The organism is Idiomarina fontislapidosi (assembly GCF_003226255.1).
GTDB lineage: Bacteria > Pseudomonadota > Gammaproteobacteria > Enterobacterales > Alteromonadaceae > Idiomarina > Idiomarina fontislapidosi.
In genome coordinates this window covers 1-25,910 of sequence record NZ_QJST01000007.1, presented here as the reverse complement: position 1 = coordinate 25,910, position 25,910 = coordinate 1, and the positions used below count along the sequence as shown (strand labels likewise).

20 protein-coding genes, 1 tRNA gene and 1 rRNA gene are annotated in these 25,910 nt (G+C 48.3%); 6 read left to right on the top strand and 16 right to left on the bottom strand.

Annotated features, from left to right (window positions below):
• Positions 1-13: 13 nt before the first annotated feature.
• Positions 14-1,270, bottom strand: coding sequence for a serine hydroxymethyltransferase (glyA, locus tag DFP83_RS08290; protein WP_110574728.1), 1,257 nt, complete (start codon positions 1,268-1,270; stop codon positions 14-16).
• 182 nt (positions 1,271-1,452) lie between these two features.
• Between glyA and ettA the strand changes: the two genes are divergently transcribed.
• A complete protein-coding gene (gene ettA / locus DFP83_RS08285; RefSeq protein WP_110574940.1) occupies positions 1,453-3,117 on the top strand; it encodes an energy-dependent translational throttle protein EttA in 1,665 nt (554 codons plus the stop codon).
• On the opposite strand, the gene DFP83_RS08280 is transcribed toward ettA, so the two are convergent.
• Genes DFP83_RS08280 through radA form a run of 4 tightly spaced genes read right to left on the bottom strand, consistent with a single transcriptional unit; the run spans position 3,114 to position 6,942 of the window.
• The gene (locus DFP83_RS08280) at positions 3,114-3,860 is read right to left on the bottom strand and encodes an ABC transporter ATP-binding protein (RefSeq protein WP_110574726.1); all 747 of its coding nucleotides are present in this window, start codon (positions 3,858-3,860) and stop codon (positions 3,114-3,116) included. The genes ettA and DFP83_RS08280 overlap by 4 nt on opposite strands.
• Positions 3,853-4,824, bottom strand: coding sequence for a FecCD family ABC transporter permease (locus tag DFP83_RS08275; RefSeq protein WP_110574723.1), 972 nt, complete (start codon positions 4,822-4,824; stop codon positions 3,853-3,855). The genes DFP83_RS08280 and DFP83_RS08275 overlap by 8 nt, the downstream gene beginning before the upstream one ends.
• Positions 4,821-5,588, bottom strand: a complete 768-nt coding sequence (locus tag DFP83_RS08270; protein WP_110574721.1) for an ABC transporter substrate-binding protein — start codon at positions 5,586-5,588, stop codon at positions 4,821-4,823. Before DFP83_RS08270 ends, DFP83_RS08275 begins: the two co-directional genes overlap by 4 nt.
• A complete protein-coding gene (radA, locus tag DFP83_RS08265) occupies positions 5,578-6,942 on the bottom strand; it encodes a DNA repair protein RadA (protein WP_110574719.1) in 1,365 nt (454 codons plus the stop codon). The genes DFP83_RS08270 and radA overlap by 11 nt, the downstream gene beginning before the upstream one ends.
• 63 nt (positions 6,943-7,005) lie before the next feature.
• Between radA and DFP83_RS08260 the strand changes: the two genes are divergently transcribed.
• On the top strand, positions 7,006-9,471 hold the full coding sequence (locus DFP83_RS08260; protein ID WP_110574717.1) for a PilZ domain-containing protein: 2,466 nt from the start codon (positions 7,006-7,008) through the stop codon (positions 9,469-9,471).
• Positions 9,472-9,476: 5 nt separating this feature from the next.
• Here DFP83_RS08260 and serB read toward each other — a convergent pair whose 3' ends face one another.
• Positions 9,477-10,121: a phosphoserine phosphatase SerB gene (gene serB / locus DFP83_RS08255; protein ID WP_110574715.1), complete on the bottom strand. Its 645-nt coding sequence runs from the start codon at positions 10,119-10,121 to the stop codon at positions 9,477-9,479.
• A 35-nt stretch (positions 10,122-10,156) separates the two neighbouring features.
• On the opposite strand from serB, the gene DFP83_RS08250 reads away from it, so the two are divergent.
• Complete coding sequence (locus DFP83_RS08250) at positions 10,157-10,804, top strand: hypothetical protein (RefSeq protein ID WP_110574713.1); 648 nt, start codon at positions 10,157-10,159, stop codon at positions 10,802-10,804.
• Here the strand turns inward: DFP83_RS08250 and DFP83_RS08245 are convergent.
• The gene (locus tag DFP83_RS08245; protein ID WP_110574711.1) at positions 10,797-11,570 is read right to left on the bottom strand and encodes a TatD family hydrolase; all 774 of its coding nucleotides are present in this window, start codon (positions 11,568-11,570) and stop codon (positions 10,797-10,799) included. The two genes, DFP83_RS08250 and DFP83_RS08245, sit on opposite strands and share 8 nt — an antisense overlap.
• A gap of 5 nt (positions 11,571-11,575) precedes the next feature.
• On the bottom strand, positions 11,576-13,174 hold the full coding sequence (gene prfC, locus DFP83_RS08240) for a peptide chain release factor 3 (RefSeq protein WP_110574709.1): 1,599 nt from the start codon (positions 13,172-13,174) through the stop codon (positions 11,576-11,578).
• A gap of 184 nt (positions 13,175-13,358) precedes the next feature.
• Between prfC and DFP83_RS08235 the strand changes: the two genes are divergently transcribed.
• On the top strand, positions 13,359-15,050 hold the full coding sequence (locus tag DFP83_RS08235; RefSeq protein WP_110574707.1) for a methyl-accepting chemotaxis protein: 1,692 nt from the start codon (positions 13,359-13,361) through the stop codon (positions 15,048-15,050).
• Here the strand turns inward: DFP83_RS08235 and DFP83_RS08230 are convergent.
• From DFP83_RS08230 to DFP83_RS08200, 7 genes are all read right to left on the bottom strand, one after another.
• Positions 15,047-16,246, bottom strand: coding sequence for a phosphopentomutase (locus DFP83_RS08230; RefSeq protein ID WP_110574705.1), 1,200 nt, complete (start codon positions 16,244-16,246; stop codon positions 15,047-15,049). The genes DFP83_RS08235 and DFP83_RS08230 overlap by 4 nt on opposite strands.
• A 5-nt stretch (positions 16,247-16,251) precedes the next feature.
• A complete protein-coding gene (deoA, locus tag DFP83_RS08225; RefSeq protein WP_110574702.1) occupies positions 16,252-17,577 on the bottom strand; it encodes a thymidine phosphorylase in 1,326 nt (441 codons plus the stop codon).
• 9 nt (positions 17,578-17,586) lie between these two features.
• Entirely contained in the window at positions 17,587-18,315 is a 729-nt protein-coding gene (deoC, locus tag DFP83_RS08220) for a deoxyribose-phosphate aldolase (RefSeq protein ID WP_110574700.1), read from the bottom strand.
• Between the two features lie 9 nt (positions 18,316-18,324).
• The gene (gene rimI / locus DFP83_RS08215; RefSeq protein ID WP_110574698.1) at positions 18,325-18,765 is read right to left on the bottom strand and encodes a ribosomal protein S18-alanine N-acetyltransferase; all 441 of its coding nucleotides are present in this window, start codon (positions 18,763-18,765) and stop codon (positions 18,325-18,327) included.
• A complete protein-coding gene (locus DFP83_RS08210; RefSeq protein ID WP_110574696.1) occupies positions 18,753-19,082 on the bottom strand; it encodes a hypothetical protein in 330 nt (109 codons plus the stop codon). The genes rimI and DFP83_RS08210 overlap by 13 nt, the downstream gene beginning before the upstream one ends.
• Positions 19,083-19,157: 75 nt before the next feature.
• Positions 19,158-19,234, bottom strand: a tRNA-Trp gene (locus DFP83_RS08205).
• A gap of 94 nt (positions 19,235-19,328) precedes the next feature.
• Positions 19,329-20,171 (bottom strand): HDOD domain-containing protein, encoded by an 843-nt coding sequence (locus DFP83_RS08200; RefSeq protein ID WP_110574694.1) that lies wholly within the window; start codon positions 20,169-20,171, stop codon positions 19,329-19,331.
• A 69-nt stretch (positions 20,172-20,240) separates the two neighbouring features.
• On the opposite strand from DFP83_RS08200, the gene DFP83_RS08195 reads away from it, so the two are divergent.
• A complete protein-coding gene (locus DFP83_RS08195) occupies positions 20,241-21,998 on the top strand; it encodes an autotransporter assembly complex protein TamA (RefSeq protein ID WP_110574692.1) in 1,758 nt (585 codons plus the stop codon).
• Positions 21,995-25,549, top strand: coding sequence for a translocation/assembly module TamB domain-containing protein (locus DFP83_RS08190; protein WP_110574691.1), 3,555 nt, complete (start codon positions 21,995-21,997; stop codon positions 25,547-25,549). Before DFP83_RS08195 ends, DFP83_RS08190 begins: the two co-directional genes overlap by 4 nt.
• Positions 25,550-25,827: 278 nt before the next feature.
• Here DFP83_RS08190 and rrf read toward each other — a convergent pair.
• A 5S ribosomal RNA gene (gene rrf / locus DFP83_RS13795) occupies positions 25,828-25,910 on the bottom strand; the annotation flags it as partial.

Genomic DNA, 25,910 nt, shown 5'->3' with positions numbered 1-25,910 from the left:
TCCTTTTTAAAGGTTATTTATAAACAGGGAACTCTGCGCATAAAGTTTTAACATCGTTACGAACACGTTCAATTGTTTGCTCGTTGTTGATGTCATCCAATACATCACAGATCCAATGAGCTACTTGCTCAGCTTCCGACTCTTTGAAACCGCGACGTGTAATCGCTGGTGTCCCTAAACGCAGACCTGATGTAACGAAAGGCGAACGCGGATCGTTCGGTACTGCATTTTTGTTTACCGTGATATAAGCACGGCCTAAAGCAGCATCAGCATCTTTACCCGTGATATCTTTGTCGATGAGGTCAACTAAGAACAGGTGGTTTTGCGTACCGTTGGATACGATTTTGTAGCCACGCGCTTGCAGGGTTTTAACCATTGCATTAGCGTTCTTAAGGACTTGCTCTTGATAGGTTTTAAACTCAGGCTCAAGCGCTTCTTTAAATGCAACCGCTTTAGCCGCGATAACATGCATTAGAGGACCGCCTTGGTTACCTGGGAATACAGCACTGTTCAATTTTTTGTGCAGTTTTTCGTCATCTTTACCCGAGAGAATCAAGCCACTACGAGGACCTGCTAGCGTTTTATGAGTTGTCGTGGTGACAACATCTGCATAAGGAATCGGGCTTGGGTAAACACCCGCAGCAACCAAACCTGCAACATGCGCCATATCGACCAACAAATACGCACCTACTTCATCAGCGATTTGTCTAAAGCGCTGCCAGTCAACAATACCCGAGTAGGCAGAAAAGCCTGCGACGATCACCTTAGGATTGTGTTCTCTAGCTAACGCCTCGACTTGGTTGTAGTCAATTTCGCCAGTCTCTTCGGAAATACCATATTGAACAGCGTTATATAGTTTACCCGAGAAGTTGACGCCCGCACCATGCGTTAAATGGCCACCGTGTGCCAGGCTCATACCTAAGAACGTATCGCCCGCTTCCATCAATGCCATAAATGCCGCAGTGTTCGCTTGCGAACCAGAGTGCGGCTGTACGTTTGCATACTTAGCACCAAACAATTCTTTAGCGCGTTCAATGGCGAGATCCTCAACCACGTCCACGTATTCACACCCACCATAGTAACGCTTGTGCGGATAGCCTTCTGCGTACTTATTGGTCAACTGCGAACCTTGTGCTTCAAGCACACGTGGGCTGGTGTAGTTTTCTGAAGCAATCAGCTCAATGTGTTGTTCTTGACGCTCAACTTCCTGACTCATTGCTTGCCATAACTCCGCGTCGAACGCGGCAATTGTCTGATCTTTTTTCTGCATCTCGGACATCCATCAGTTTCATTAGCTAAATTATGACGTGCAGTTTACCGCAAAATACCCCAAACTGCCTAGCAAACCATCACATGCCTTCAGAAAAAATTCGGCAACAAATTTGGGCATTTGCTGTATTTACCAGTAAACTAGACCTCATTTTCAATCCAACAGTAGGAATGTTCGTCGCTATGGCGCAATATATCTATTCAATGTCGCGGGTGAGCAAAGTTGTTCCACCCAAAAAAACTATCTTAAAAGATATTTCGTTATCATTTTTTCCAGGTGCCAAAATTGGTGTGCTCGGCCTTAACGGTGCGGGTAAATCAACCTTGCTTCGCATTATGGCGGGCGTGGATACTGAATTTGAAGGCGAGGCACGTCCTCTCGCCGGCATTAACATCGGTTACTTACCACAGGAACCACAGCTTGACGAAGAGAAAACCGTCAAGGAAACGGTAGAAGAAGCGGTCGCCGATGTTAAAGATGCGTTTGCACGCCTAGATGAAGTTTACGCGGCCTACGCCGATGAAAATGCTGACTTTGATGCGCTGGCAAAAGAACAGGCACAGCTCGAGGCATTAATCCAAGCCAAAGATGGTCACAATATCGAGAATATCCTCGACCGTGCTGCAGATGCCCTGCGTTTGCCACACTGGGATGCAAAAATCGGTAATCTCTCTGGGGGTGAACGCCGCCGTGTAGCGATCTGCCGCTTATTGCTTTCAAAACCTGACATGTTGTTGCTCGATGAGCCGACTAACCACTTAGATGCTGAATCAGTCGCGTGGCTAGAGCGTTTCTTGCACGATTACACAGGAACCGTCGTTGCTATTACCCACGACCGTTACTTCTTAGATAACGTGGCGGGCTGGATCCTAGAGCTTGACCGTGGTTACGGCATTCCTTGGGAAGGCAACTACTCATCGTGGTTGGAGCAAAAAGACAAGCGTCTTGCGCAAGAAGAGCGTCAAGAAAAAGCGCGTCAACGCACAATCAAGCAAGAGCTTGAATGGGTCCGCACCAATCCGAAAGGTCGCCAAGCTAAGAGCAAAGCGCGTATGGCACGCTTTGAAGAGCTGCAAAGCAGTGATTACCAAAAACGTAACGAAACCAATGAACTATTTATTCCACCAGGTCCACGCTTGGGTGATAAGGTCATTGACGTTAACGGTATTAGTAAAGCTTATGAAAGTCGCCAATTGATTGATAATTTGAGCTTTAGCGTACCTAAAGGTGCAATTGTCGGTATCATCGGTCCGAACGGTGCGGGTAAATCAACCTTATTCCGTATGATCAGTGGTCAAGAACAGCCCGACAGCGGTTCAATCGAAGTCGGCGAAACGGTTCAGTTAGCCAGCGTCGATCAGTTCCGTGACAGTATGGATGACAGTAAAACGGTGTTCCAAGAGATCACCGACGGCAACGACATCCTGCGTATTGGTGGCTTCGAAGTACAAGGTCGTGCTTACGTTGGACGGTTTAATTTCAGAGGTACCGATCAGCAAAAACGGATTGGCGAGTTATCGGGTGGTGAGCGCAATCGTGTTCACCTAGCTAAGCTGCTTAAAGCTGGCGGCAACGTACTTTTATTGGACGAACCGACCAACGACCTCGACGTCGAAACATTACGTGCACTCGAAGAGGCGATCCTAGAATTCCCGGGTTCTGCGTTAGTTATCTCGCACGACCGCTGGTTCTTAGACCGTATCGCAACACATATTCTCGATTACCGTGATGAAGCTGAAGTCGTCTTCTACGAAGGTAACTACAGCGATTATGAAGCTTACATGAAAGAGAAGTTCGGTGAGCAGGCAATGGAGCCTCACCGTATTAAGTATAAACCTATCGGTTAATCGGTCTCTGTTACCAACGGCGTCGGTATCCAACCAACGCCGTTGGTTTTACAAACCCACTCCGCACGAACACCAAAACAATGCGCCAAATTGGCCTCAGTTAACACCTCAAATGGCTCACCTAATGCGACCAATTGTCCATCATGCATGAGTAATAACTGGTCGCAAAACCGTGCTGCAAGCGCAAGATCATGAATAGCAACAAGCACCAGCCCTCGACCTTGAGCGTGAGTTTTAAGCTGCTGCATCATTGTCAGTTGATGAGCTACATCCAATCCACTCACTGGTTCGTCGCAAATAAGTAGCTCAGGTTGGGTGATTGTCGCTCGTGCCAATAATGCGCGTTGTCGTTCACCGCCCGAGACTTGCGAAACACGACGGTCGCGCAACGCCAACAGTTCATAATTACGCAGATGCGCATCTAATTGCTCGCGTGAATGCTGAGCGGTAAGGTTAACGAGCTCATCAATGCGAATATCCCATTCTGGCGTCTCAGTCTGCGGCAGGTAACCCAAGCTTTGCTGTCGCCGACGGTGAGATAAACTGAGCCAATCGCGGCTATTAAACCGAATTTCTCCCTCGAGACGCGGTTCAACCGCTGCGATGCAGCGCAGTAGCGAACTTTTTCCGGCGCCATTAGCGCCAATAACACCCACCAACTGATGTTGGGATAACGTCAACTCGATACCTTGTAAGCGTGGACGCGTAATACCCACTAGCGACAAGTTATGGATCTCAAGCATGTCTGCCGCGCTCCCGCATTAATAAAACGATCAGTAACGGTGCCCCCACCAGTGCAGCCAATACCCCCACGGGTAATTCGCGCGCCGTGCTTACCAGTTGCGCCAAAGTGTCAAAACTCACTAGCAATAAAACGGATGTTAACGGCGACAGCCATAACACATACTTGGGATGATTGAATCCGAGTAACCTAACCGCATGGGGCGCTAATAAACCTACAAAACCAATAACGCCTGCCGCTACCACTGAAGCCGTTGTCAGTAGCGCCACTGCCAGCAGCATCAAATTGCGATAACGCGCGACATTGAATCCCATTGTTTCAACGGTTTCTTCCGATAACGTCAATGCGTACAAAAACCGCCGTCCAAACCAAATCAGCGGAACCGCCAGCGCAACACCGGGTAGCGCTAATAGCACCGAGTGCCAGCTTTTGTTGGCTAAACTTCCCATATGCCAAAACGCCCACTCCTGAAAAGCAAACGGATTAGGCGCTAAATAGAGCAACAGACCCATTCCGGCACTGCTCATGGTTGCAATCGCAACCCCCGCTAAGATGACGCGTGTGGGCGAAGCACGCTCGCCGGCCAATAGCATCAATAAACCCACCCCAGTTAATCCACCGACTAACGCGAGTGCTGGAAGCCCAAACGAATACGCTGGGAGCCAGCCAAAATAGAGACATGCAATAGTTACTAAAGCGGCACACCCCGATACGCCCGTGATACCCGGCTCTGCTAAAGGATTACGAAGCAACAATTGCATCACTGCGCCAGCGAACCCTAAAGCAATCGCAATCACCCAAGTTAATACAGTACGCGGAATGCGGATATCCCAAATAATGTTTTGCTCAAGCGCATTAGGAGACCACCAATTAAGCGGTGTCTCTGCAACAGTAAGCTGCAGCGCGCTGAGCCCAACGAAAAGAATCACCAAACTAAAAATACACTGCCGCGAACTCAATTTCATTCTGTTCCCTGAATCGCTTGTAAATATTGGTTGGCAAACACCACGGGACACGACGCCAGTCGGGCGGGAATTTGCTGAGTAGGTACTTCGGACAACCGTTGCTGAAGTAACGGATGGTAAAGCCACTGATTCGCCAATGCATAATTGGCCTGACTAAACCCTTCTAGGATAAAGCGATCGGGGTCTAGATAAATCACCTCTTCTAGCGTTAACGATACAAGATTGTTACCAAGAGGGGCGGCTAAGTTATTCCAATGCATCGCACGAATTAACTCGTCTGCCCAACTCGATCGCCCCCAACTAAACTGGTTCGGCATCAAGATAACGACATCTTGCGTGACGTGCTGTGCCGCTCGCAGGCTTGCTTCCAAACGCAACTGATGTGCCCTTGCATGCGATGCAAGCGCCGTGTACTGGCTGAGCTGCTGTATCCATTCTCGGTACTGTTCTAGGTTTTGTGGCTGCGGTAACACCTCGACGTGCGTGTATTTCTTAAGCAACTGAATCAGTTTTGGATTGTTGTACTCAGTAGCAAACACGCGGTCGGGCTTTAACCTTAGGATCCGCTCTAAACGTCCGAAATGAGCACTGCGTGATGCCGAAATGACGGTCTCATCCAATCCCGTGACGCCGACAAGCTGGTCAGGCGCCCAGTCAACAAGCAGATAGTCTAAGCACTGGTTTAAACTGACCCAGCGCGGTTTACTTTGCGCTGAACACACGACACTGACTAACAGGCATGCAATCAGCCACTTAAATCGCATCCAACGCTTCCTGTAAATTCTTAACCGGCGTCACCTGCATGCCCTCAATCGTTTGTTTAGGCGCGTTCCCGTGCGGCACGATAGCGCGCTTAAAACCGTGTTTGGCCGCTTCATTAAGTCGCTCTAAACCGTTGGGGACGGGACGAATCTCGCCTGCCAGCCCCACTTCACCTAAAATAATAAGTTCACGCGCCAGCGGCTCGCCTTTAAAGCTCGATACAATAGCAAGCATAAGTGCCAAATCTGCTGATGTTTCAGAGACCTTAACGCCCCCCACCACATTGACAAAAACATCCTGATCGGAAACCTGTAAACCACCATGACGGTGCAACACGGCCAACAATAATGCCAATCGTGTCGCCTCCAAGCCAACCGCGACGCGTCGCGGGTTCGCCAGTGCCGAGTAGTCCACTAACGCTTGAATCTCAACAAGTAGTGGCCGCGTTCCCTCCCAAATCACCGTCACCACGGAGCCGTTGCCTTGCTCCTCACCACGCTGCAAGAAAATCGCCGATGGGTTAGAGACCTCTTTTAAACCGCTTCCTGTCATCGCAAACACACCGAGTTCGTTAACCGCGCCAAAGCGGTTTTTAGTGCCGCGCAGCGTGCGATAGCGACTATCAGAAGAACCGTCTAAAATAACCGAACAATCGATACAATGTTCGAGTACCTTGGGGCCTGCCAACGAACCATCCTTGGTCACATGCCCCACCATAATAATGGCAACACCTTTCTGCTTAGCGTAACGGGTTAAGTAAGCCGCCGATTCACGCACTTGCGAGACGCTTCCAGGTGCGGATGCAATGTCATCTAAATGCATCACTTGTATCGAATCGATCACCATCAGCTGTGGCTTTTCTTGGTCGGCAAGCTGGCAGATGGTTTCTACTGAGGTTTCCGCAAGCATCCGTAATTTATCCATCGGCAAACCCAAACGCTTGGCGCGCATTGCAACCTGCTGTAGCGATTCTTCGCCCGTCACGTACAACGCTTTCATATTACCCGCCAACCGACATAAGGTTTGTAGCAATAAGGTACTTTTTCCAGCACCCGGCGAGCCGCCAATTAAAATCGCTGAGCCGGGTACGACGCCACCACCAAGCACACGATCAAACTCTTTAAACGTTGAACTGAAGCGTGGCACCTCGTCGAGAGAGACTTCGTTTAGCGTCGTCACTTTAGCTTGTGTGACGCCGGCAAAGCCACTGCGAGTCGCCGTGGTGGCGGTTTTATTGGTTCCTAAACGCACTTCCGATACTGTATTCCAGGCTTTACATTCACTGCACTGCCCTACCCATCGTGGGAAATCGGCACCACATTCGGTACACACGTACGCTGTTTTTGTCTTTGCCATGTTACTGCTCTCGTTCTATGATGCTGTCAGTTAAGCTCATCATTATAAATATAAACGAGAAGAATGCCGAACTTACAATTAACACCGCTAATCGACCAACTCAAACTCGTTGCTTTAGATAACGACTACGAAAAACACTTTAGTTTATTGACCGCAAACCTAGACGGTCCAAGCAAATTTAAAGTGCGTGCTGAGGTTCGTAGATTAACGAGCCCCTGCGCACGAACGCTTGATTTACGAAAGCGTGTCGATGGGGACTGTAAACGGTTCGATCACCGAGGCCGTACCCACTTCCTCGATGAGGTCGCTCGCGATATTTTCGAACGAGGCCTTAAGCAGTACAACGGCGTTTTCACCCAAGATACCTACGAACGAATCATGCAGGCGGAGAATAACTACCGCGTGATGTATGAGCATCAAAAGTTAGCTGAACTTGAAAAAAATACGGATGAGAACGTCGATAGCAAAAATTTCAGATTTGAACTATTTAAACTGGGTTTTTATCCGTACCGCGACGAAGAGCGAATGAATTACACCGTTGAGGTCGTCGTTGAACCCGATGGCGGACAGCCTTTCCGTGCGGTTACCAATAATATTTCGCAAGGTGGACTGAGAGTTAGAGTCGATAGAACACAACTCTCGTTCGCATCAGAGCAACGTGTCAGAGTGTACTTTACTGGCTTTGCGAAAGAATTCACATTGGATCCTAATAAGCCAATAGATTACGTAATAACGAACGTAAAAGCGGCTAACAAGCGCTCTTATATTTCACTAAAACGCGCTAACGAAAATGACAACCCTGAGTTTGATGCATTTATCTCTCGTTTTATCAGTGGCTACAAACGGCGTTATAAAATTAACACTGATAACACTGAAATTGCACTTATCAATAAAGCGCACGAGCAATTCTACTTACCCCGCATGACACGATTAACGCTTTTCCTTAAGGCTCATACGCGGGAGCTGAACTGCAAGTATGTGCTCACTACTGACAATAACGAAGATGCGTTAGCGCATTGGTACACAGAAACGAACGAGTTGGCCATAGGTTCACTACTTAATAAACGCCGAAGTCAGTTCATGATAAATCGGCTAAAGCGAAACGAACCATGTGAGCTGACGATACTCACGTTCAGCATTTCTGCAAAGGGAAAAATACACTTTTACTCAGCCTTAGCCGAAGAACTTGAGAAGACTCGCTTGTGGGACACATTTACCGCTTTTGCGGTAAAAAAGTCATCTTTCCAAGCATTCCGAATTAGTTTATCTCCTGTAGACCATGCACATGCTTGGCGACCTCAAGCCGTTCCGCAACATATAAATCTTCCTGCACGAGAGCAACCTTTTTCGCAAGATATTCAAGCGGCTTTGGCGGAGGTCGATTATTTGGCAACGCTCGATAACGTGACTGATTTGGTAAAACCCCTATGCGCGGTTAATTACAATAAAGAAGAGTTAGCCAAATTGCGTGCCTTTGTGCATCCACCCTCTTTGCCGCAACGCTCGCAAGCAGTAAAACTAGAGTTTGTCGATTTGAGGAGTGAACAAAGGTACCAACTAAGGAGCCGTTGTCGTGTAAAAAGTGGTTCTATTGTCCGAGATGGTATGGTGCTGGACATATCAAATCATGGCCTACGTATACAAGTGGATGAGCCGATTCCCGGCGACTCTCGCTCAGAAATGCGTGTCACCTTCTCGCAATTAAAGCAGCGCTATAAGAATGAACCCTTAGCTGATGTAAATTATCAAATTGTTAACTCTGACGAGGCGAACACAACGTTCAATCTTAAACTAACAGAACAAAGTGCTAATCAAGCGCCCGGACAATTTTTGACTCGCTTTATCAAAGAAAAACGTAGTCAATTACCACGCATCTATGAAAATAAGTCGTTAAAAGGTTTTGAGTTGGGGCTGAGAAACTTATATTGCGATGCCGCCAGTGCCGTTCCATTATTTTTTTATCGTTCTAAACGCCATGAGCAGTATTTGGGCCGTGTCGGTATCCCCCAACAAGTTACCGATTGGAGCCAATTGCTGCAAATGCCAAGCCGCAAAATTTCACAGTCGCGGCTGACCTCTTTGCTGAATGAAGGCACATTGTTCGACTACTGGACTTCATGGTTAACCAAAGCCGACCGAAAAGATGCCCCGTTAACCACATTACTCATTTTTCAATTAGGTTGGAATGAAAAGAGTCAACGGACAATCAACCTCACCAGCTTCGATACACAGACGCTATCGCTAGACGATGTTGAGCACTGCGTCACACAAGCACTGCTCGACGGCACTATTATCGCAGTTAACGTTGAACTCAGTCGCACCGGCCGACCAGATAGTCAATTTGTCGAGGCAGAAATGCAATACTTATCCGCTTACGCACAGCACAAGGTTGATCGCGTTGAGGAGCAATTAGAGAGTGTTATCGGCGTTGCTGATAGCTACAGCGTTTCAAACTTGCTGATGCAAAGTTTGCAGCTCTCCGATTCGTTGCGTGCTACGGCTTATGAACGTTTACGGCAGTGGCTTTAGCGTTGCTATTTACAACGCTTTTCCAACTCAGGAATAACAAGCGATAAATCGGCCTGTGAAATGCAAATATCAGCCTGCCGACGCAATAACGGTTTTGCACAAAAGGCAATACCTATATCAGCCGCCTGCAACATCCATTGATCGTTTGCACCATCTCCCACGGCAACGACAGGTGCGTTCTTTGGCAATTTAGCTTTAAGTTCATTGAGAATCTGTGCTTTTTTGTATCCGTCAATTATCGCACCTGATACTTTACCTGTTAATTTTCCGTCGTTAATTTCAAGCCCATTTGCCACATGCTGATCAAGTCCCAACTGCCCAGCAACTCGCTCGGAAAACCATGTAAAACCGCCTGAGACCACAACACAATACCAATCACGAGACTTACAATAATCAACAAGCGACTGCGCCCCCGGAGTAAGTGGGATTGGATTAAATAGAGTGTCGAACAGCGATGTTTCGATCCCCTCTAGTAGCGCAACACGTTGCTTCAAACTCGCCGCAAAATCAATCTCACCTAGCATGGCTTGCTCAGTAATCGCTGCCACCGCATCACGCTGACCTAGCAAATTTGCGATTTCATCGATACACTCAATTGAGATCAAGGTTGAGTCCATATCAAAGACAATCAACCCAGAATGGTTTAGCATAGAGTTTCCTTAGTTGCTGCAATAGGTATTCACGAGTGAACCAAAACGCATTGCCAAAACACACCATAAGTGAGCTCATGCGCCGAGTGCCCACAGCTAAGTTGCAACGCTTAACCCGGCTCGCGTTTAAAAGACTGCTGCGTTTTCTCGCGGCAGCCGCTCTGCTATTACTGATGTACAGTATTTGGAATATTGCCACGAACCAAGCACAACAACAACTTCAACAAAATACTCGGCAACAACTCGAGTTGGCACTGCAACAAACAGCCAGCGCCGCTGAAGTGTTTATTACCAACGGTGATCAAGACGGTTTAAAGCAATTAGTCACAACGTTTGAGAAACAGCCTCTAGTCATCAGTGTTGCGGTAAAAAGCGCGACAGGAGAAAATGTATTGACCGCGGGCGAGTCATTCTCTGTTATTGACTACCCAGAACCGCGCCCAGCACCCTGGATCTTTATTCAGCCGATTGGAGCTACGTCGCTTAATCAGGGATATCTGCAGGTCTTGTTTGATAAACAGCAGGTGCTTCAGTCGAATCATCAAGCATTGACGAATCTAACCGCACAAGGTAAAACCTTGTTGTTGCTTGCTTTAATTACGGGTGGACTGATTTTTCTCGGGTTCAATCGTATCCGCGATAGACGGTGGGTTAAAAAGCAACGTCAAAAATATTTTAATTAAAGAGTTCGACGCTGTTTTTCCAAAGCACATCGGCAAGCTCGTTGGTTTCTGTTTGTAGCAATTCGGAAAGGCTATTCAGCACCTCGAGCACACGTTTGGGCTCGTTTCGTTGACCTTGATACCCACACAACGGCATATCAGGGGCATCCGTTTCCAGCACCAAATGTTCAGCGCCAATACGAGAAATAGCATCACGAGTTTTCTTAGCTCTCTGGTAAGTAATAGTTCCGCCCACGCCCAGCTTAAAGCCTTGATCAGCCCATGCCGCTGCTTGCTCATAACTGCCAGAGAATGCATGCACCACACCGCGCTGGATACTTGCTTCTCGTACAGCTTTTAAGAGCTCATCTAAGGTCTTTCGGTGATGTAATATAACGGGTAACTGGTACTCCGCTGCTATTTTGAGTTGTCCCTTGAACAGTGTCTGTTGCAGCTCAGGCTTACCACAGGTGACATCCAGGCCTATTTCACCGACGGCTTTACAGCGCGTCTGAGTATCTGCCAATATCGCTTCGAGGTAGCTCTCGAGTGCACCGAGATGGTGTTCTTCGTGTTGTTCAATAAAGTAAGGATGCAAACCAAGTGAGAAATAGCAGGAGTTAGAAAAATCTTGGCTTACATTGATGAGTCTATCAAATTGCTGCTTGGCAACACCAAGCAGCATAAATCGCTCGACACCCAGATCTTGAGCCGCTGCGATAACCTGTGCTCGGTCATCGTCAAATGCAGCAAAGTCCAAGTGACAATGGGTGTCGAAGATCCGCATCGAAATTAATGCTCGCGGGTGTGACTAAAAGTAATATCCGGATAGCGCTCTTCGGCCAAGCTCAAGTTCACCATGGTCGGAGCTATATACGTGAGGTTATCCCCGCCATCAAGCGCCAAGTTAGCTTCAGCCTTACGACGGAATTCATCCACCTTACGCTCATCACCGGATACCCAACGCGCGGTCGCGACATTGATGTTCTCGTACATTGCATCGACTTTGTATTCCGTTTTCAAACGATGAACAACAACGTCAAACTGCAACACACCAACGGCGCCCACAATCAAGTCATTGCTAATAAGGGGGCGAAAAACTTGAACCGCACCCTCCTCAGAAAGCTGTACCAAACCTTTGAGCAACTGTTTTTGTTTAAGCGGATCTTTTAATCGAATGCGACGGAACAGCTCGGGAGCAAAGTTTGGAATACCACTAAACTTGAAGTCTGAGCCACTGGTAAAGGTATCGCCTATTTGAATCGTACCGTGGTTGTGCAATCCGATGATATCACCAGGATATGCCTCTTCAACGTGGGCTCGGTCACCTGCCAGAAAAGTTAATGCATCACTAATACGCACATCCTTGCCTGTACGTACCTGTTTCATCTTCATGCCTTTCTCGTATTTACCCGAGACAATGCGGAGAAACGCGACACGGTCGCGGTGACGCGGATCCATGTTCGCTTGGATTTTAAACACAAAACCCGAAAAGTCACTGTTGTCTGAAGCGACCGCTTCGCCTTCATCCGTCTCGCGTGGTTGCGGCTTAGGCGCCCACTCGACGAGGCCATCTAGCATGTGATCGACACCAAAGTTACCTAATGCCGTACCAAAGAATACCGGCGTTAATTCACCCGCGAGGAACAGTTCTTTATCAAATGCGTTAGACGCACCGTTGACGAGCTCAATCTGCTCGCGCAGTTCTTCAGCCCAAACCCCCAGACGCTCATCTAGCTCAGGGTTATCAATTCCTTTGATGACATCAATATTTTGGATCGTGTGGCCTTGACCTGTTTTGTAGAGAATCGTCTCATCGCGCAATAGGTGATATACACCTTTAAAGTTCTTACCTGAGCCAATGGGCCAAGTAATCGGCGCGCACATAATCTTTAAAACATCCTCAACTTCATCCAAAAGCTCTAATGGATCGCGGATATCGCGGTCGAGTTTGTTCATAAACGTAATTATCGGCGTATCACGCAACCGCGTAACTTCCATCAACTTGATGGTACGGTCCTCAACACCTTTAGCACCGTCAATCACCATCAGGCAGGAGTCGACAGCGGTCAATGTACGATAGGTATCTTCCGAAAAGTCTTCGTGACCGGGCGTATCGAGCAAGTTAACCAATGATGAGTGATATGGAAACTGCATAACCGAGGTGGTCACAGAGATACCACGCTCCTGCTCCATTTCCATCCAGTCAGATTTCGCGTGCTGACCTGATTTTTTACCTTTCACCGTGCCTGCTTTTTGGATCTGCTGACCATGTAAAAGCACTTTCTCGGTAATGGTGGTTTTACCAGCATCTGGGTGAGAAATAATGGCAAAGGTACGACGTTTGTCTACCTCATGCTTAATTTGTTTTGCGACACTCACATCTGACATTTAACTTTCTCGCATATCGGCCGATTTAAAGGGCGTATTTTCGCTGATTTACGCGCTAGACACAATGCCGAGGGACGACTGAGAGTTTACAAGATTTTGACTCAATCAAGACAAATGTCTAAGTGAGACTGATAATCGTCTATTATACAATTAACACAGCTATTCTGGTAAAAGTGAAACGCCCATGAGATTTAACATTCGCGCTAAGGTATTTATCTTGGCGCTGGTACCTCCAGCAGTCATCGCCATTTTTCTGACTTGGTTCAATTTTCAGCAGTCGAACAACATTGGTGAATCTGCCGTTGACCAATTTACCGACCAGATGCAGCAGGACGCGCGTAACTCTTTATCTAACTACCTGTCTTTAGCGCAGTCGGCGATATCGCATCTCGTTAACGATCCCTCTCTAGGCACCCTCGAAGAGCGTCAAGCACGGGCGCGCAAGATTATCGAACAGTTGCGATTTGATGACTCCGGTGATGTCGGCTATTTGTTCGTATACGATTCAAATGGAATCAGTGTGGCGCATGGAGTGAATCAATCATTACGAGGTCGCGACTTATATGATTTTCAGGATCCCAACGGCGTATATTTGATTCGCGACTTAATTGGCGCGGCGAAAGGCGGTGGTGGCTATGTCGCGTACGACTGGCAAAATAACAATAAACAGGTCGCCCCCAAGTTAGGCTACGCTGAATATATTGAAGAGTGGGACTGGGTTATCGGCACTGGCTTTTGGATCGAAGGCTTGGAGCAGAAAGCGATTGCACTCGAAAACAGCGTGCAAGAGTCAATTACTGATGCGTTGTGGCAGACCTTGTTGGCAAGTTTTATTGCGCTCATGATCACTGCATTCGTTGCACTAGTGGTTGTTCGTAGCATTACTCGCCCATTAGCAAAAGCGCTTGCAGCGATGGATGAGATTGCTACTGGAGACGGCGACTTAACTCGCCGCCTAGCAACTGACAGCAACGATGAACTTGCCGATTTGGGCGCTGCGTTTAATCGTTTTGGTGATCAAGTATCCGACTTGATCGTTCGTGTGCGCGAGTCCGCCTCTTTGGTCAATCAGTCAACACAAAACCTCTCCAGTGTTCTCCAACAAGCGCAGGACGGTGTAGGTGAACAACAGTTAGAAAGTGAGCAAGTCGCGACGGCAATTAACGAGTTGGCCGCCGCATCTCAGCAGGTGGCCGCAAGTGCGTCAGAAGCGTCCGGAGCCGCCGAGAACGCCGAAAAGCTGGTCTACGATGCGTCGAACTTGTTGAAGCAAGCGGTCAATGTAATCAACGGGTTAGCCGATAAAGTTGAGAGCGGCAGCCACTCTGTAGATAACCTCGCCAACCAATCGGCTAAGATTGGCGGCGTACTTGATGTGATTCGTGCGATTGCCGACCAAACCAATTTGTTAGCGCTTAATGCAGCGATTGAGTCCGCCCGTGCTGGTGAGGCCGGTCGAGGCTTCGCCGTTGTAGCTGACGAAGTCAGAACACTTGCCAAGCGCACGCAGGACAGCACCCACGAAATAGAGCAAATGATTGATCAACTGCAACTGAGCAGTAATGAAGTGTCTGATGTGATGGGCGCGATACGCGAAGGCAGCAGTCAAAGTGTTGAGCGTGCGGGCGAAGTAGAGCAATCGCTTAAACAAGTCTTAGAAGCGGTGAATACTATTAACTCGCAAAACGCGCAGATTGCGACGGCTGCTGAAGAACAAACGTCGGTTTCGCAAACCATTGATCAAAATATGTCGACTATTGTCGAGATTGCTGAGCGAACCGCTCAGGGGACTCGCGAGGCGGGCGATACCATGGGTGAACTCACTGATACCGCACAACGCCTTGAACAATTAGTAAAACGATACAAAATCGATTAAGCAAACATATTGGCGCCACTCTCTGTGGCGTCAACCTTCAACCAAGTCGCAAGGGTCTGTCCGAGGTCAGCAAAACTATCACGTTGACCCAAACACCCACTCTTCATACTTGGGCTGTAGCAAAGCAAGGGCACAAACTCGCGAGTGTGATCACTGCCAGGCCAGGTTGGGTCACAGCCATGATCAGCAGTCAGTACTAAGAGATCGTCCGGCTGCATCGACGACATTAAGTCCGCAAGTCTGACATCAAAATCCTCTAGCTCGCGCGCATAGCCTGCGACATCTCTGCGATGACCGTATAATGTGTCAAATGCCACTAAGTTGGTAAAAATCAGGCATTTGTCTTGCTGTTTACTGCGCATTAGCTCAATGGTGGTATCGACCAAACTAGCAGTATCGTTGCCCTTATAGCTGGCACTGATCCCTTGCCCCGCAAAAATATCGCTGATTTTTCCGACAGCATGCACCTCGCCTCCAGCCGCTATCACCTGATCAAGCAATGTGTTGCCATGAGGCGGCGTCGCGTAATCTCGACGGTTGCTCGTACGGGTGTAACCTGAGGTACTATCACCTACAAACGGTCGTGCGATAACGCGACCGATGTTGTATTCATCGACTAGCTCACGGGCTATTTCGCATACCTCATAAAGACGTGAGAGCCCAAACGTGTCTTCGTGCGCTGCAATTTGAAACACCGAGTCGGCCGAAGTGTACACAATGGGTTGCTGCGATTCTTGATGAGTCGCCCCCCATTGCTCAATGATTTGTGTCCCCGACGCGTGACAATTACCCAATACACCATCTAGGTCCGCGCGACGGCAAAGCTCAGCCAATAACGTATCAGGAAAACTATTTTGCTTATTCAGAAAATAACCCCAGTCGTAATGCACTGGTAAGCCCATCAACTCCCAATGACCCGAAGGTGTGTCTTTTCCTGATGAACGTTCTGCTGCCCAGCCATAACGCCCCCGCAAAGCGATGCCGTCTAGTGAACTGAATTGTTTCCCGGTCGCCTCGCTATGCGCGTGCCATAAGCCCAACTGCGCCATATGCGGCAGTTGCAGCGGTTGATTTTGACGTAACCGATGTTCGGCAATATGACCCAAAGTGTCAGCCCCAGTGTCGCCAAATTTTTCAGCATCGGGTGCTGCACCTAAGCCAAACGAGTCGAGTACCACAACAATGGCGCGTTTCATACTGATTAACCTCGCTGGCGTTTTGAATAAATTACCTCATGGGGTTGAGGTTGTTGTTGGGCAATCGCTATCGCGTGGTTTAACTGTTCTGCGGCATGCTGCCACTCGGCTTCGTTCGCAGCGTGAATTATCGCTAGCGGCTCACCCTGCTCGATTTTAGTGCCCAGTTCGACAATATCAGAGACACCCACGCTATAATTTAACTGATCTTTAGATGTTAAACGCCCGCCGCCTAGACTTACTACGATGTTACCGAGTGCGCGTGCGTCTATCTCCGCCACGTAGCCTGGCTGATTCGCTAACACCGGTTTAATGATCTCAGCCTTAGGTAAATACGCATCCATGTTCTCGACCAGGTCATGCGGTCCTCCGAGTGCATGCACCATGTGCTGAAATACCTCGAGCGCTTTACCCGTGCGAAGCACCTCATCAACTTTATGTTTAGCGGCACTTTGGTCATCGACTAAACCGCCTGCTATCAGGGCCTCTACCGCGAGTGCTACCGTTACATCGTGTAACCGCGCGGGTTGCTCAATGCCGGATAAATAGTTAATTGCACAGCGCACCTCAATCGCGTTACCCGCACAGGGTGCCAACGGCTGGTTCATGTCGGTGATAATCGCCCGCGTGGGGACACCGAGTTGATTACCTACGTTGACCAACGTATCCGCCATTTCTCGGGCTTTCTGCTCGTTATCCATAAACGCGCCGTTACCTGCCTTGACGTCCAACACGAGGCCATCTAAGCCCTCAGCTAGTTTTTTGGACAAGATCGACGCGGTAATCAACGGCAGTGATTCGACCGTGGATGTAACATCGCGGGTTGCATAAAAGCGCTTATCGGCAGGTGCTAATGACCCGGTTTGTCCGATGATAGCAACACCGACATCATGCACTGTACGTCTAAACAACTCATTAGAGGGATGTGTTTGATAGCCTGGGATCGAATCAAATTTATCAAGTGTGCCGCCGGTGTGGCCTAAGCCACGTCCCGAAATCATCGGCACATAGCCACCACATGCCGCTATAATAGGACCCAGCATCAAACTGACATTATCACCTACACCGCCAGTCGAGTGTTTATCTAACACGGGCCCATCAAGATTTAATGGTTGCCAATCCAGCACATCACCCGAGTCCCGCATATGACGTGTCAGTAGCATCGTTTCTTGATCAGACATGCCATTCAGATAGATAGCCATCGCCATCGCGGCAATTTGTGACTCACTGACCGTCTCATCGGTGATTCCTTGAATAAACGCAGCGATCGAGGCCTCGTCTAATTGGCCGCCATCGCGTTTTATGCGAATAATTTCGCGTGTAAGCGCCATATCACTCTCCTAGCGACTCTCGATAAGATCCTTTAACAAGCTGCTGGCACCTAATCGGAAACAGTTGGGGCTCAAATAGTCAGCCCCCAATAGGCGTTCAGCGAGATCAAAATAAGCGCATGCATCAGCTAAGGTTCGAATCCCACCTGCTGCTTTAAATCCACATGAAGGATTATCCTGTGCGATAACCGATAACATGTCTTCTGCGGCTTCAAGCGTTGCATTCACAGGTACTTTACCGGTCGAAGTTTTAATAAAGTCAGCGCCGTTTGCAATGCTCAATTGACTCGCCAGTCGGATTTGTGCAGATGTTTGTAACTCGCCGCTTTCAATAATGACTTTTAACAGGATGTCATTCCCGCAGGCATCTTTTACCTGCCGTACCAAGCGTTCACAGATCACCTTATCACCCGCCAGTAATGCGTGATAAGGCAGTACAACATCAATTTCATCGGCTCCAGCGGCAATAGCTCGTTGCGTTTCCTCTACCGCTCGCTCAACGTCAGTCCCCCCTTGCGGGAAATTAGTGACCGTCGCAACAGCTACATCCGTTAACTGGTGTTCACGCAACGCACGCTTTGCCGTCGTCACGTGCTCGGGAAACACACAAATGGCAGCGACGTGGTTGGCGTCGTAACGAGCTTTTGCGCACAATGCCTCGATATCTTCGGGCGTGTCCTGATTACCTAACGATGTTAAATCCATACAGCGAAATGCTAAAGCTGCCTGTTTGTTCATAACGACCTCTTATTTTGATTCTCTGCGCATCACTAATGCGTCTTCACGTCCGGAGTCGGACGCATAATAATGGGGTCGGCGACCGACCAAACTAAACCCGGCGCGCTGATACACGTGTATCGCAGTGGCGTTGGATTCCCTTACTTCCAAAAACATGAGCGCTTGGTGTTCATCGACATAATTCAAAATATGTTGCAGTAAATGCTGTCCCAGACCCTGCCCCTGATAACTTGGATCAATCGCAATGTTATGTAGCGTAACTTCATCAGCGATAAGTTGGGTATTTGCAAAGCCTGCGATACGATCATCGACACTCACCGCCCACCAGAGGGTGCCGGGACCTGATGGCTGAAAAAAGACCACTTCAGACCACGGGTACGCGTGTGCTTTATGCTCAATATCAAACAACGCAGCGCTAGGTTGTGTGTGGTATACGTCTATTTTTGGCATTGCTGAATCGTGCGCCAAAGCGCCTTTTTCGTTTCTGGATGAGTAATCTTGGGGTTAACGTCATCAACTGAAATAACGATCTCAGCGACGTCTGGCGGCTTTATCGCTGTAGGCCGCGTATCGAACAAAATGACAAGGTCTTGCAACCAGCGGGGTAACTGCACGGGTAATGGCTCGGAAGACGTTAAGAAAAGGCTACCGACTCGATACCAATGCGCGTGTTCAGTGCTTGATGGCTTAGCCTGTTGCGACTTCAACGTCCAACACGGAATACCCATCTCTGCTAGCACGCGAGATTGTAAGTTTGATAGTTTCATCAGCAAAATGTCCGCATAATTTAGTATGCAGTTTAAAGCAGAGTGATTAGATATGCTAGGCAAGAAAGGAAGCAGTGGCAGGGGCGGAGGGATTCGAACCCCCAACCGTCGGTTTTGGAGACCGCTGTTCTACCAATTGGAACTACGCCCCTACTGCTGTCGAGAATTATACTGACCTAATTGAATGTAGCAAGCAGAAACTGTCCCCTGCCCGATTGATCGCTGTTAATTTGAACAACTTGCAGGTTAAAAAACGTGATCAACGGTATTATCAAGCAATTCATTTACATCATTATCCGCCAAGTTAAATGTTGCCATCGTCGGCGCTTTAAAAGCTTGCCAATCCTTATTACCCGCAATACTTCGCGTTTGCTGGTCAATACAGTAACGCGCCAATCGGTGAATACCGATGAGTTCGGCAATAGCTGAGGTTGATTCACCTACTTTTTCGACCACATCCTCATTGTAGTAAAAGTAAATCATCTTCACTAACGTTGCAGGCAAACGCCAATATTGCGCGAGTGCCGCGCTCGCTGTTGCGTGCGATACAAGCAATGATGCTTCTTCTTTAGCGGCAATTTCTCGCCAACCGACTTGATTCGACTGTTTAATAAACCGCTCGTACCCCTCAAAATTAAGATAAAGTAGCGGCACGCCGGCGCCCTGAAATAGGCCAAACTGATACGCATAGTTCGCCAGTTTCTCGCGCTTAAGTAAACGAGCAACAACAAGACAGGCTTGTGCTGTCCACTCGTTGTATCGCCAGTAATCGGCCAAAAAGCCATGACTGATCAACGACGACTTTAACGAGGCTGCTCGAATCAGTGGCATTAACTTTTCAATTCCAAGCATCATCACTGCCTGCTTAATTGAGTCAACCTTTTGCACAGGGCTGTATGCAGATGAATTTACAACGCTCAACACTTGACCTGCAAGGCCGATGTCTTTGGCAATCAGTTCCGCCATGATCTCTATATTGGGTTCACGCGCTTCCATCTCCTGCCGCAACGCTGCTAGGGTTTCTGACCTAGGTGGCAACGTCATTTGCGTGAGTAATTCTTTTTGCTCAGAGGTTAAAACAACCGACATTAATAAATCTCCTCAACAAGAGTTTACTTTGCAGAGATCAACGTGCGATTATTTTTCGTAGTTAATCGCATGAAAAAAAACAATATGTCCACCCGCATTAAGAAACGACTAAAATATCTTCTCACATTCTATGCCATCTCTGTTTGCGCGAGTCTACAGGCAAAAGTGGACGTGGCTTTTGATGGTGTTGAAGGCAGGCTGCTCGACAATATCAAAAGTTATGTACAAATTGCCAACTTAAATCAAGACAAAGACTACCGGTCCTTTCAGATCCGTTTCTTTTTCAAACGCGCTGAAGATGAAATTCGCACTGCGCTCGAACCATTTGGCTATTATAACGTAAAAATCACTAGCCAACTTGATTCTATTGACGGTAACTGGCAGGCGCAATACACAATCACACTGAATGATCCTGTTCGATTAGATTCAGTGCAGTGGACACTTAAAGGCGACGCACAGGCAGATAGCGCTTTTCGCTCGGTCATCGAACGGTCGTCACTGAAACAAGGCAACGTATTTGAACACGGTCCTTACGAGCAACTTAAAACTCAATTACTGAGCTTAGCGGCACAGCGTGGCTATCGCGATGCCGAATGGGAAGAAACCAATGTTCAGGTCGATACCGAAGCCAATACGGCCTCGATAAACGCAGTGTTTAATAGCGGTAAGCGCTATAAGTTTGGTTCGATTGACTTTAACGCCGACTATATTAGTGAAGACTTACTTCGCCGGTACCCGCGCTTTAACCAGTCACAACCCTTCGTCACCAGCAGCTTGAGTGACCTGCAGGTGAACCTCTCCGAAAGCGGTTACTTTGAAACAGTACAAGTCAACGCACTTTGGGACCAGGCTGAAGAAAATAAGGTGCCTATCCAAGTCGATACCACCCCGAATCAACGCTCTCACTATCGTTTTGGTTTAGGCTATGGCACCGACACCGGCGCACGTATCAGCGCAGGGTTTGACCGTCGCTGGATCAATCCAGAAGGGCACCTGTTTAAAAGCCAACTTCAGCTTTCTCAATTTGAGAGCCGGCTCACTGCTCTGTATCAAATTCCAGGACCTCGCCCACAGACCGACTCTTACCAATTTCGTTCGCAACTTGCGGACAAGACTACTGATAGCCAAGAGAGTCAGCTCATTAAAATCGGTGCCGCTGAAATTCGCGCCTATAAACACTGGCAATATGATGTAGGGGTATATTGGCTTAATGAAGACTTCGAAATAGGTGAGCAAAGTGGCAACGCACAACTTTTTGTCCCTTCGATTGAGTGGCGTTACCTATCGGCTGACGAACGAATCAATATAAATCAAGGATGGCGTGCGAACTTTAGCTTACAAACAGCATCCAGAGACGCCCTATCAGAAGCCGACCTGATTCGTGGTCAGGTGGAGTTAAAATCGGTTATTCCCCTATTAGAGAATTGGCGTTTATTAGCTCGTGCTGAAATCGGTGCGATGTATACCAATAGCTTCGAGGATATCCCTCCTTCGCTACGCTTTTTTGCCGGTGGCGACCAAAGTGTCCGTGGATACGCATATGAACAATTGGGTCCCGAAGATAACTCTGGAGATGTTATTGGGGGGCGCTACTTAGCCGTCGCTAGCGCAGAAATTGATTACCAGTTTGCAGAGAATTGGCGTGTTGCTGCGTTCACTGATATCGGCAATGCCATGCTGGAACCTAATCAACCCTTAAAGCAAAGCATCGGTGTGGGCTTCCGTTGGATATCTCCTATCGGCTCGGTTCGCATTGATTTTGCGCAGGCAATAGACGAACCCGACAAGCCTTGGCGCATTCACCTCACCATTGGACCGGACTTATGACGATGTATAAACGATTGGCAAAAGCTTTTCTGTACGGCTTAATCGGCCTGTGTGCGGTCATATTGTTGCCTAGCTTACTTATACTGGGCACAGAAACAGGCAGTCAATGGGTTGTGAGTAATGCCAGTAAACGCTTACCCCTAGAGTTAACCTTTGAAAAATTCGAGGGAACATTACTCGATGAGTTCACGTTTTCCGATTTACAGTTTGATATGGATGCATTCAGTCTGCATACCCGCCGACTATCAATCGATTGGTCACCAACAAAGTTGTTTGCCGGAACAGCACAAATTAACACCGTTGCACTGACCGACGCCGAGGCCTGGGTACGAGCAGCCAGTCCGTCCGAAGCGCAATCGACCAGTCAGGCACAATGGCCTCAGATTGCTCTACCCATAGATGTTATGTTGTCGAGTGTACGTATCGACGACATATTACTGCACTTACCTAATCAGCAAGCGCAAACGTTTAGCCTGAAAACGGGTCTGTCACTTAAAGGCTCCGGTACGCTAGACATCGATCAGCTAGCGGTATCCCATAACTATGCGACGCTCGAACTCACGGCCCGAGTGGGTTTAAACCCAAGCCAATCAGTCAACATGGATTCCAATATCGGCATTCGCGTACCAGACTGGCCTCAAACCAACATTAAACTGACCGCCGACGGTGATGCTAACCAGCTGCAAGGTGAGCTGATCACACAAGCGTCCATTGCCAGCACAACGCAGTTTACAATCAATAACCTTCTGGACGAATTGAATTTTGACGTTGCCACACAGATTAAACAGAGCAAACTTGTTCCTTTGTTAGACACATTGGGTCTATCCGGCATTGAGCATGCAGACATCAGTGGTGAGATAACGACGCAAGGTAATTTAAACGATATCTCAATCGCACCTGACCTTCAGCTATCAGTGAATGAACAACACGGTCGCGTATTCGGTAATCTGCACTACACCGGTAACCGTATCGAACTGTCCCCGCTTTCCGCCGCCCTCGAAGGTCAAGTCACCACACATCTCGATGTTGCGGGTTCTATCAATCTGGCATCCACGCCGAAGTTTGATCTTGAGGTGCGCAGCGACGAAGTGGCCGCAGAACAAATAAAAGGGGCTGCGATTGAGAAACTACGCGTCAACGTTACAGGGACGCTTGCTCAACTCTATGTAAAACCCGAGTTCTCAGTTCTACCTGCAAACCAATCCGCCATCAATGTTTCGGCTGACGTGCGATTGGACGATGATATTGTTACTGTGAGTCAGCTTGATATTGTACAGAATGAAAATGTTTTGTCAGGAAACGCGCGAGCCGATCTCGATAACCTCAAGCTGGTTACTCAGCTCGAAGGGGCTTGGCAGCAAGAACCTATCAAGCTAGCAGCGGATGTCTCCTACAAAGCCCCTTATCTATTTATTGAAAAGCTCAATGCCAATTGGCGCAATAATACGCTCACCGCAACGGGCGATTTACGCCCAGGTTCCGCCGTTAAGTTGGACCTCAATGCCCGTGACCTATCCGACTTGCCCGTTCCTGGCTTACAGTTAACAGGAGGCTTTACTGCGAAGGGCGAACTCACAGGATCGCTTGACTCACCTAGTTTGTCAGTCGATCTCAATTCGGATCGCATCGGCATCGGCGAGCAAGTAATAAATGAAGTTGCTTTAGCATTTGCTGGTGACAGCTCAAATCAATCGACTCAATTACAGTTGCGATATCAAGATGTCGCAATGGAGATTGCCACTGATACGGCACTCTCCGAGCAACAGGTATCAGCACGAATCAACACGCTGAGTTTTGCTCAACCAGATGTGGGACGTTTTGAACTCAGTGAACAAAGTAAGCTTACATATCAATTTAAAGATACCACGCTGGATCTCTCTAAACTGTGTTTAAGCAAACAACAGGAGTCAATTTGCTTTGAGGCGTCGATGGTTGGTGAGAAGCTGCACACCTCAGTGGGTTTGACCGAGCTACCTTTGGCTTTAGTTGAGCCCTTTATCCCTGTCAATGATATGGTGTTGCAAGGGACTTTATCGGGGCAGTTCGACAGTCAGATTAAAACGCTCGACTCAATCGAAATCAGCACAGCATCAGGGCGTTTTGGTATTAGTAATTTTCGTATCGAACAGAACGACGATCAGATCGACTTTAATAAGGCTGAACTGACAATCAATAAGCGCGTTAATAGTGAATCAGTCAACATCGTCATGGATTTAGCCAGCGATGAAGTCGGTGCCTCCGTCAATGCCGATTTGGCGTTATCGCCCAACTTAAGCCAGCCTAATATCAAAGGCCGCGTTAATGCATCGCTGGACGATCTGAGTATCGTACAGACCTTTACTACGCAGGTAGCACAACTTGAGGGTAAGTTAGACGCGCAGCTCGAACTCTCGACACAAGATGGCAACTTGTTAATTACACCCAACGCGCAGGTGAAAATAGCGAATGCGTTGATAAGTCGTACTGGTACCTCCATCTCGGAGACTGTGATCTCGGTTGCTGGGAGTCCTGGGTCGCCAAATATGGAGCTATCTGGCGAAGGTAAAGTAGGTAACGGGACATTTAATTTGGATGGCTCATTTGATGTATCTAACTTTACCGGCGATGTAGAATTTAATGGCGACCGTTTGGTCGTAATGGATTCTCCGCGTATTCGATTAATGGCTTCACCTAACCTTGCGTTAAGTGTTAGCGAGGACATCATAGAGCTAACTGGTAAAGTGCTTATACCTGAGGCAAATATCAGTCCGCCCGACTTATCATCAACGGTGACCCCTTCGCCTGATGTAACGGTCATCCAACGTCAACAGAAGCGCAGCCAAGCGCGCACTGTTAAAACGAATTTGAGTATTACGCTTGGCGATGATGTACGTGTCGATGCCTATGGCTTCAACGGGCGGCTGGAAGGCGGCCTGAATGTGACGCAAGCTGGGCAATCGGTACCTACCGGCAGCGGTACTATTTCGGTCGCTACAGGTGACTACGAGATTTATGGGCAAAAACTTTCAATTGACCGTGGCCAGTTCATATTTAATGGTGGACCTTTATCGAACCCAGCGCTCAACCTAAGGGTCACGCGCTCGCTATCTGAAGTAACCGATGGACCTAATTCAGTCGGTGCTCGCGTCCTTGGTTCGTTAAATAGACCAGAGTTAGATCTTTTCTCGGATCCCGCAATGCCTGATGCAAGTGTGCTTTCTTATTTATTGTTTGGGCGCGGTCCTACATCAAACAGTGAGAGCCAAAACCTAGAGCTTCAAGCAGCGTTATTGGTAGGAGGAAAAACCACAGGCGCTCTCACGCAATCATTAAAAGAGACTTTTAGCCTCGATGAGGTCGCCATTGATTCAGAAACCTCCGACGTTAACGATACGTCTTTGTATATCGGTAAGTACCTCTCACCTAATTTGTACATCAAGTACGGCATCGGATTAATTGAATCAACCTCGAGCTTTTACCTTCGTTATCGTTTTACCGATAACCTTTGGTTTGAATCCTCATCATCAACAGAAAGCCAAGGCGCCGACATCATATACAGCATCGAAAAATAGCGTAGCGTGCGCCTTTGGCGCACGGGGCGGTATGGATTGTCGCGCAGAATGCGCGACGTACGTGGCACGGTCGTTATCACCGTCGTAGCGTGCGCCTTTGGCGCACGGGCCGGTGTGGATTGTCGCGCAGAATGCGCGACGTACGTGGCATGGTCGTAGCACGGCGCGATATCGATTGTCGCGCAAAATGCGCGACCTACGCCGTACGGGCGCGACGGACGTCCGGCGAGCAGGCATAAAAAAACCCCAGCCAATCGGCTGGGGTTATTCTATTTGAAGTCTGGCGGTGTCCTACTCTCACATGGGGAGACCCCACACTACCATCGGCGCTGGTATGTTTCACTTCTGGGTTCGGAATGGA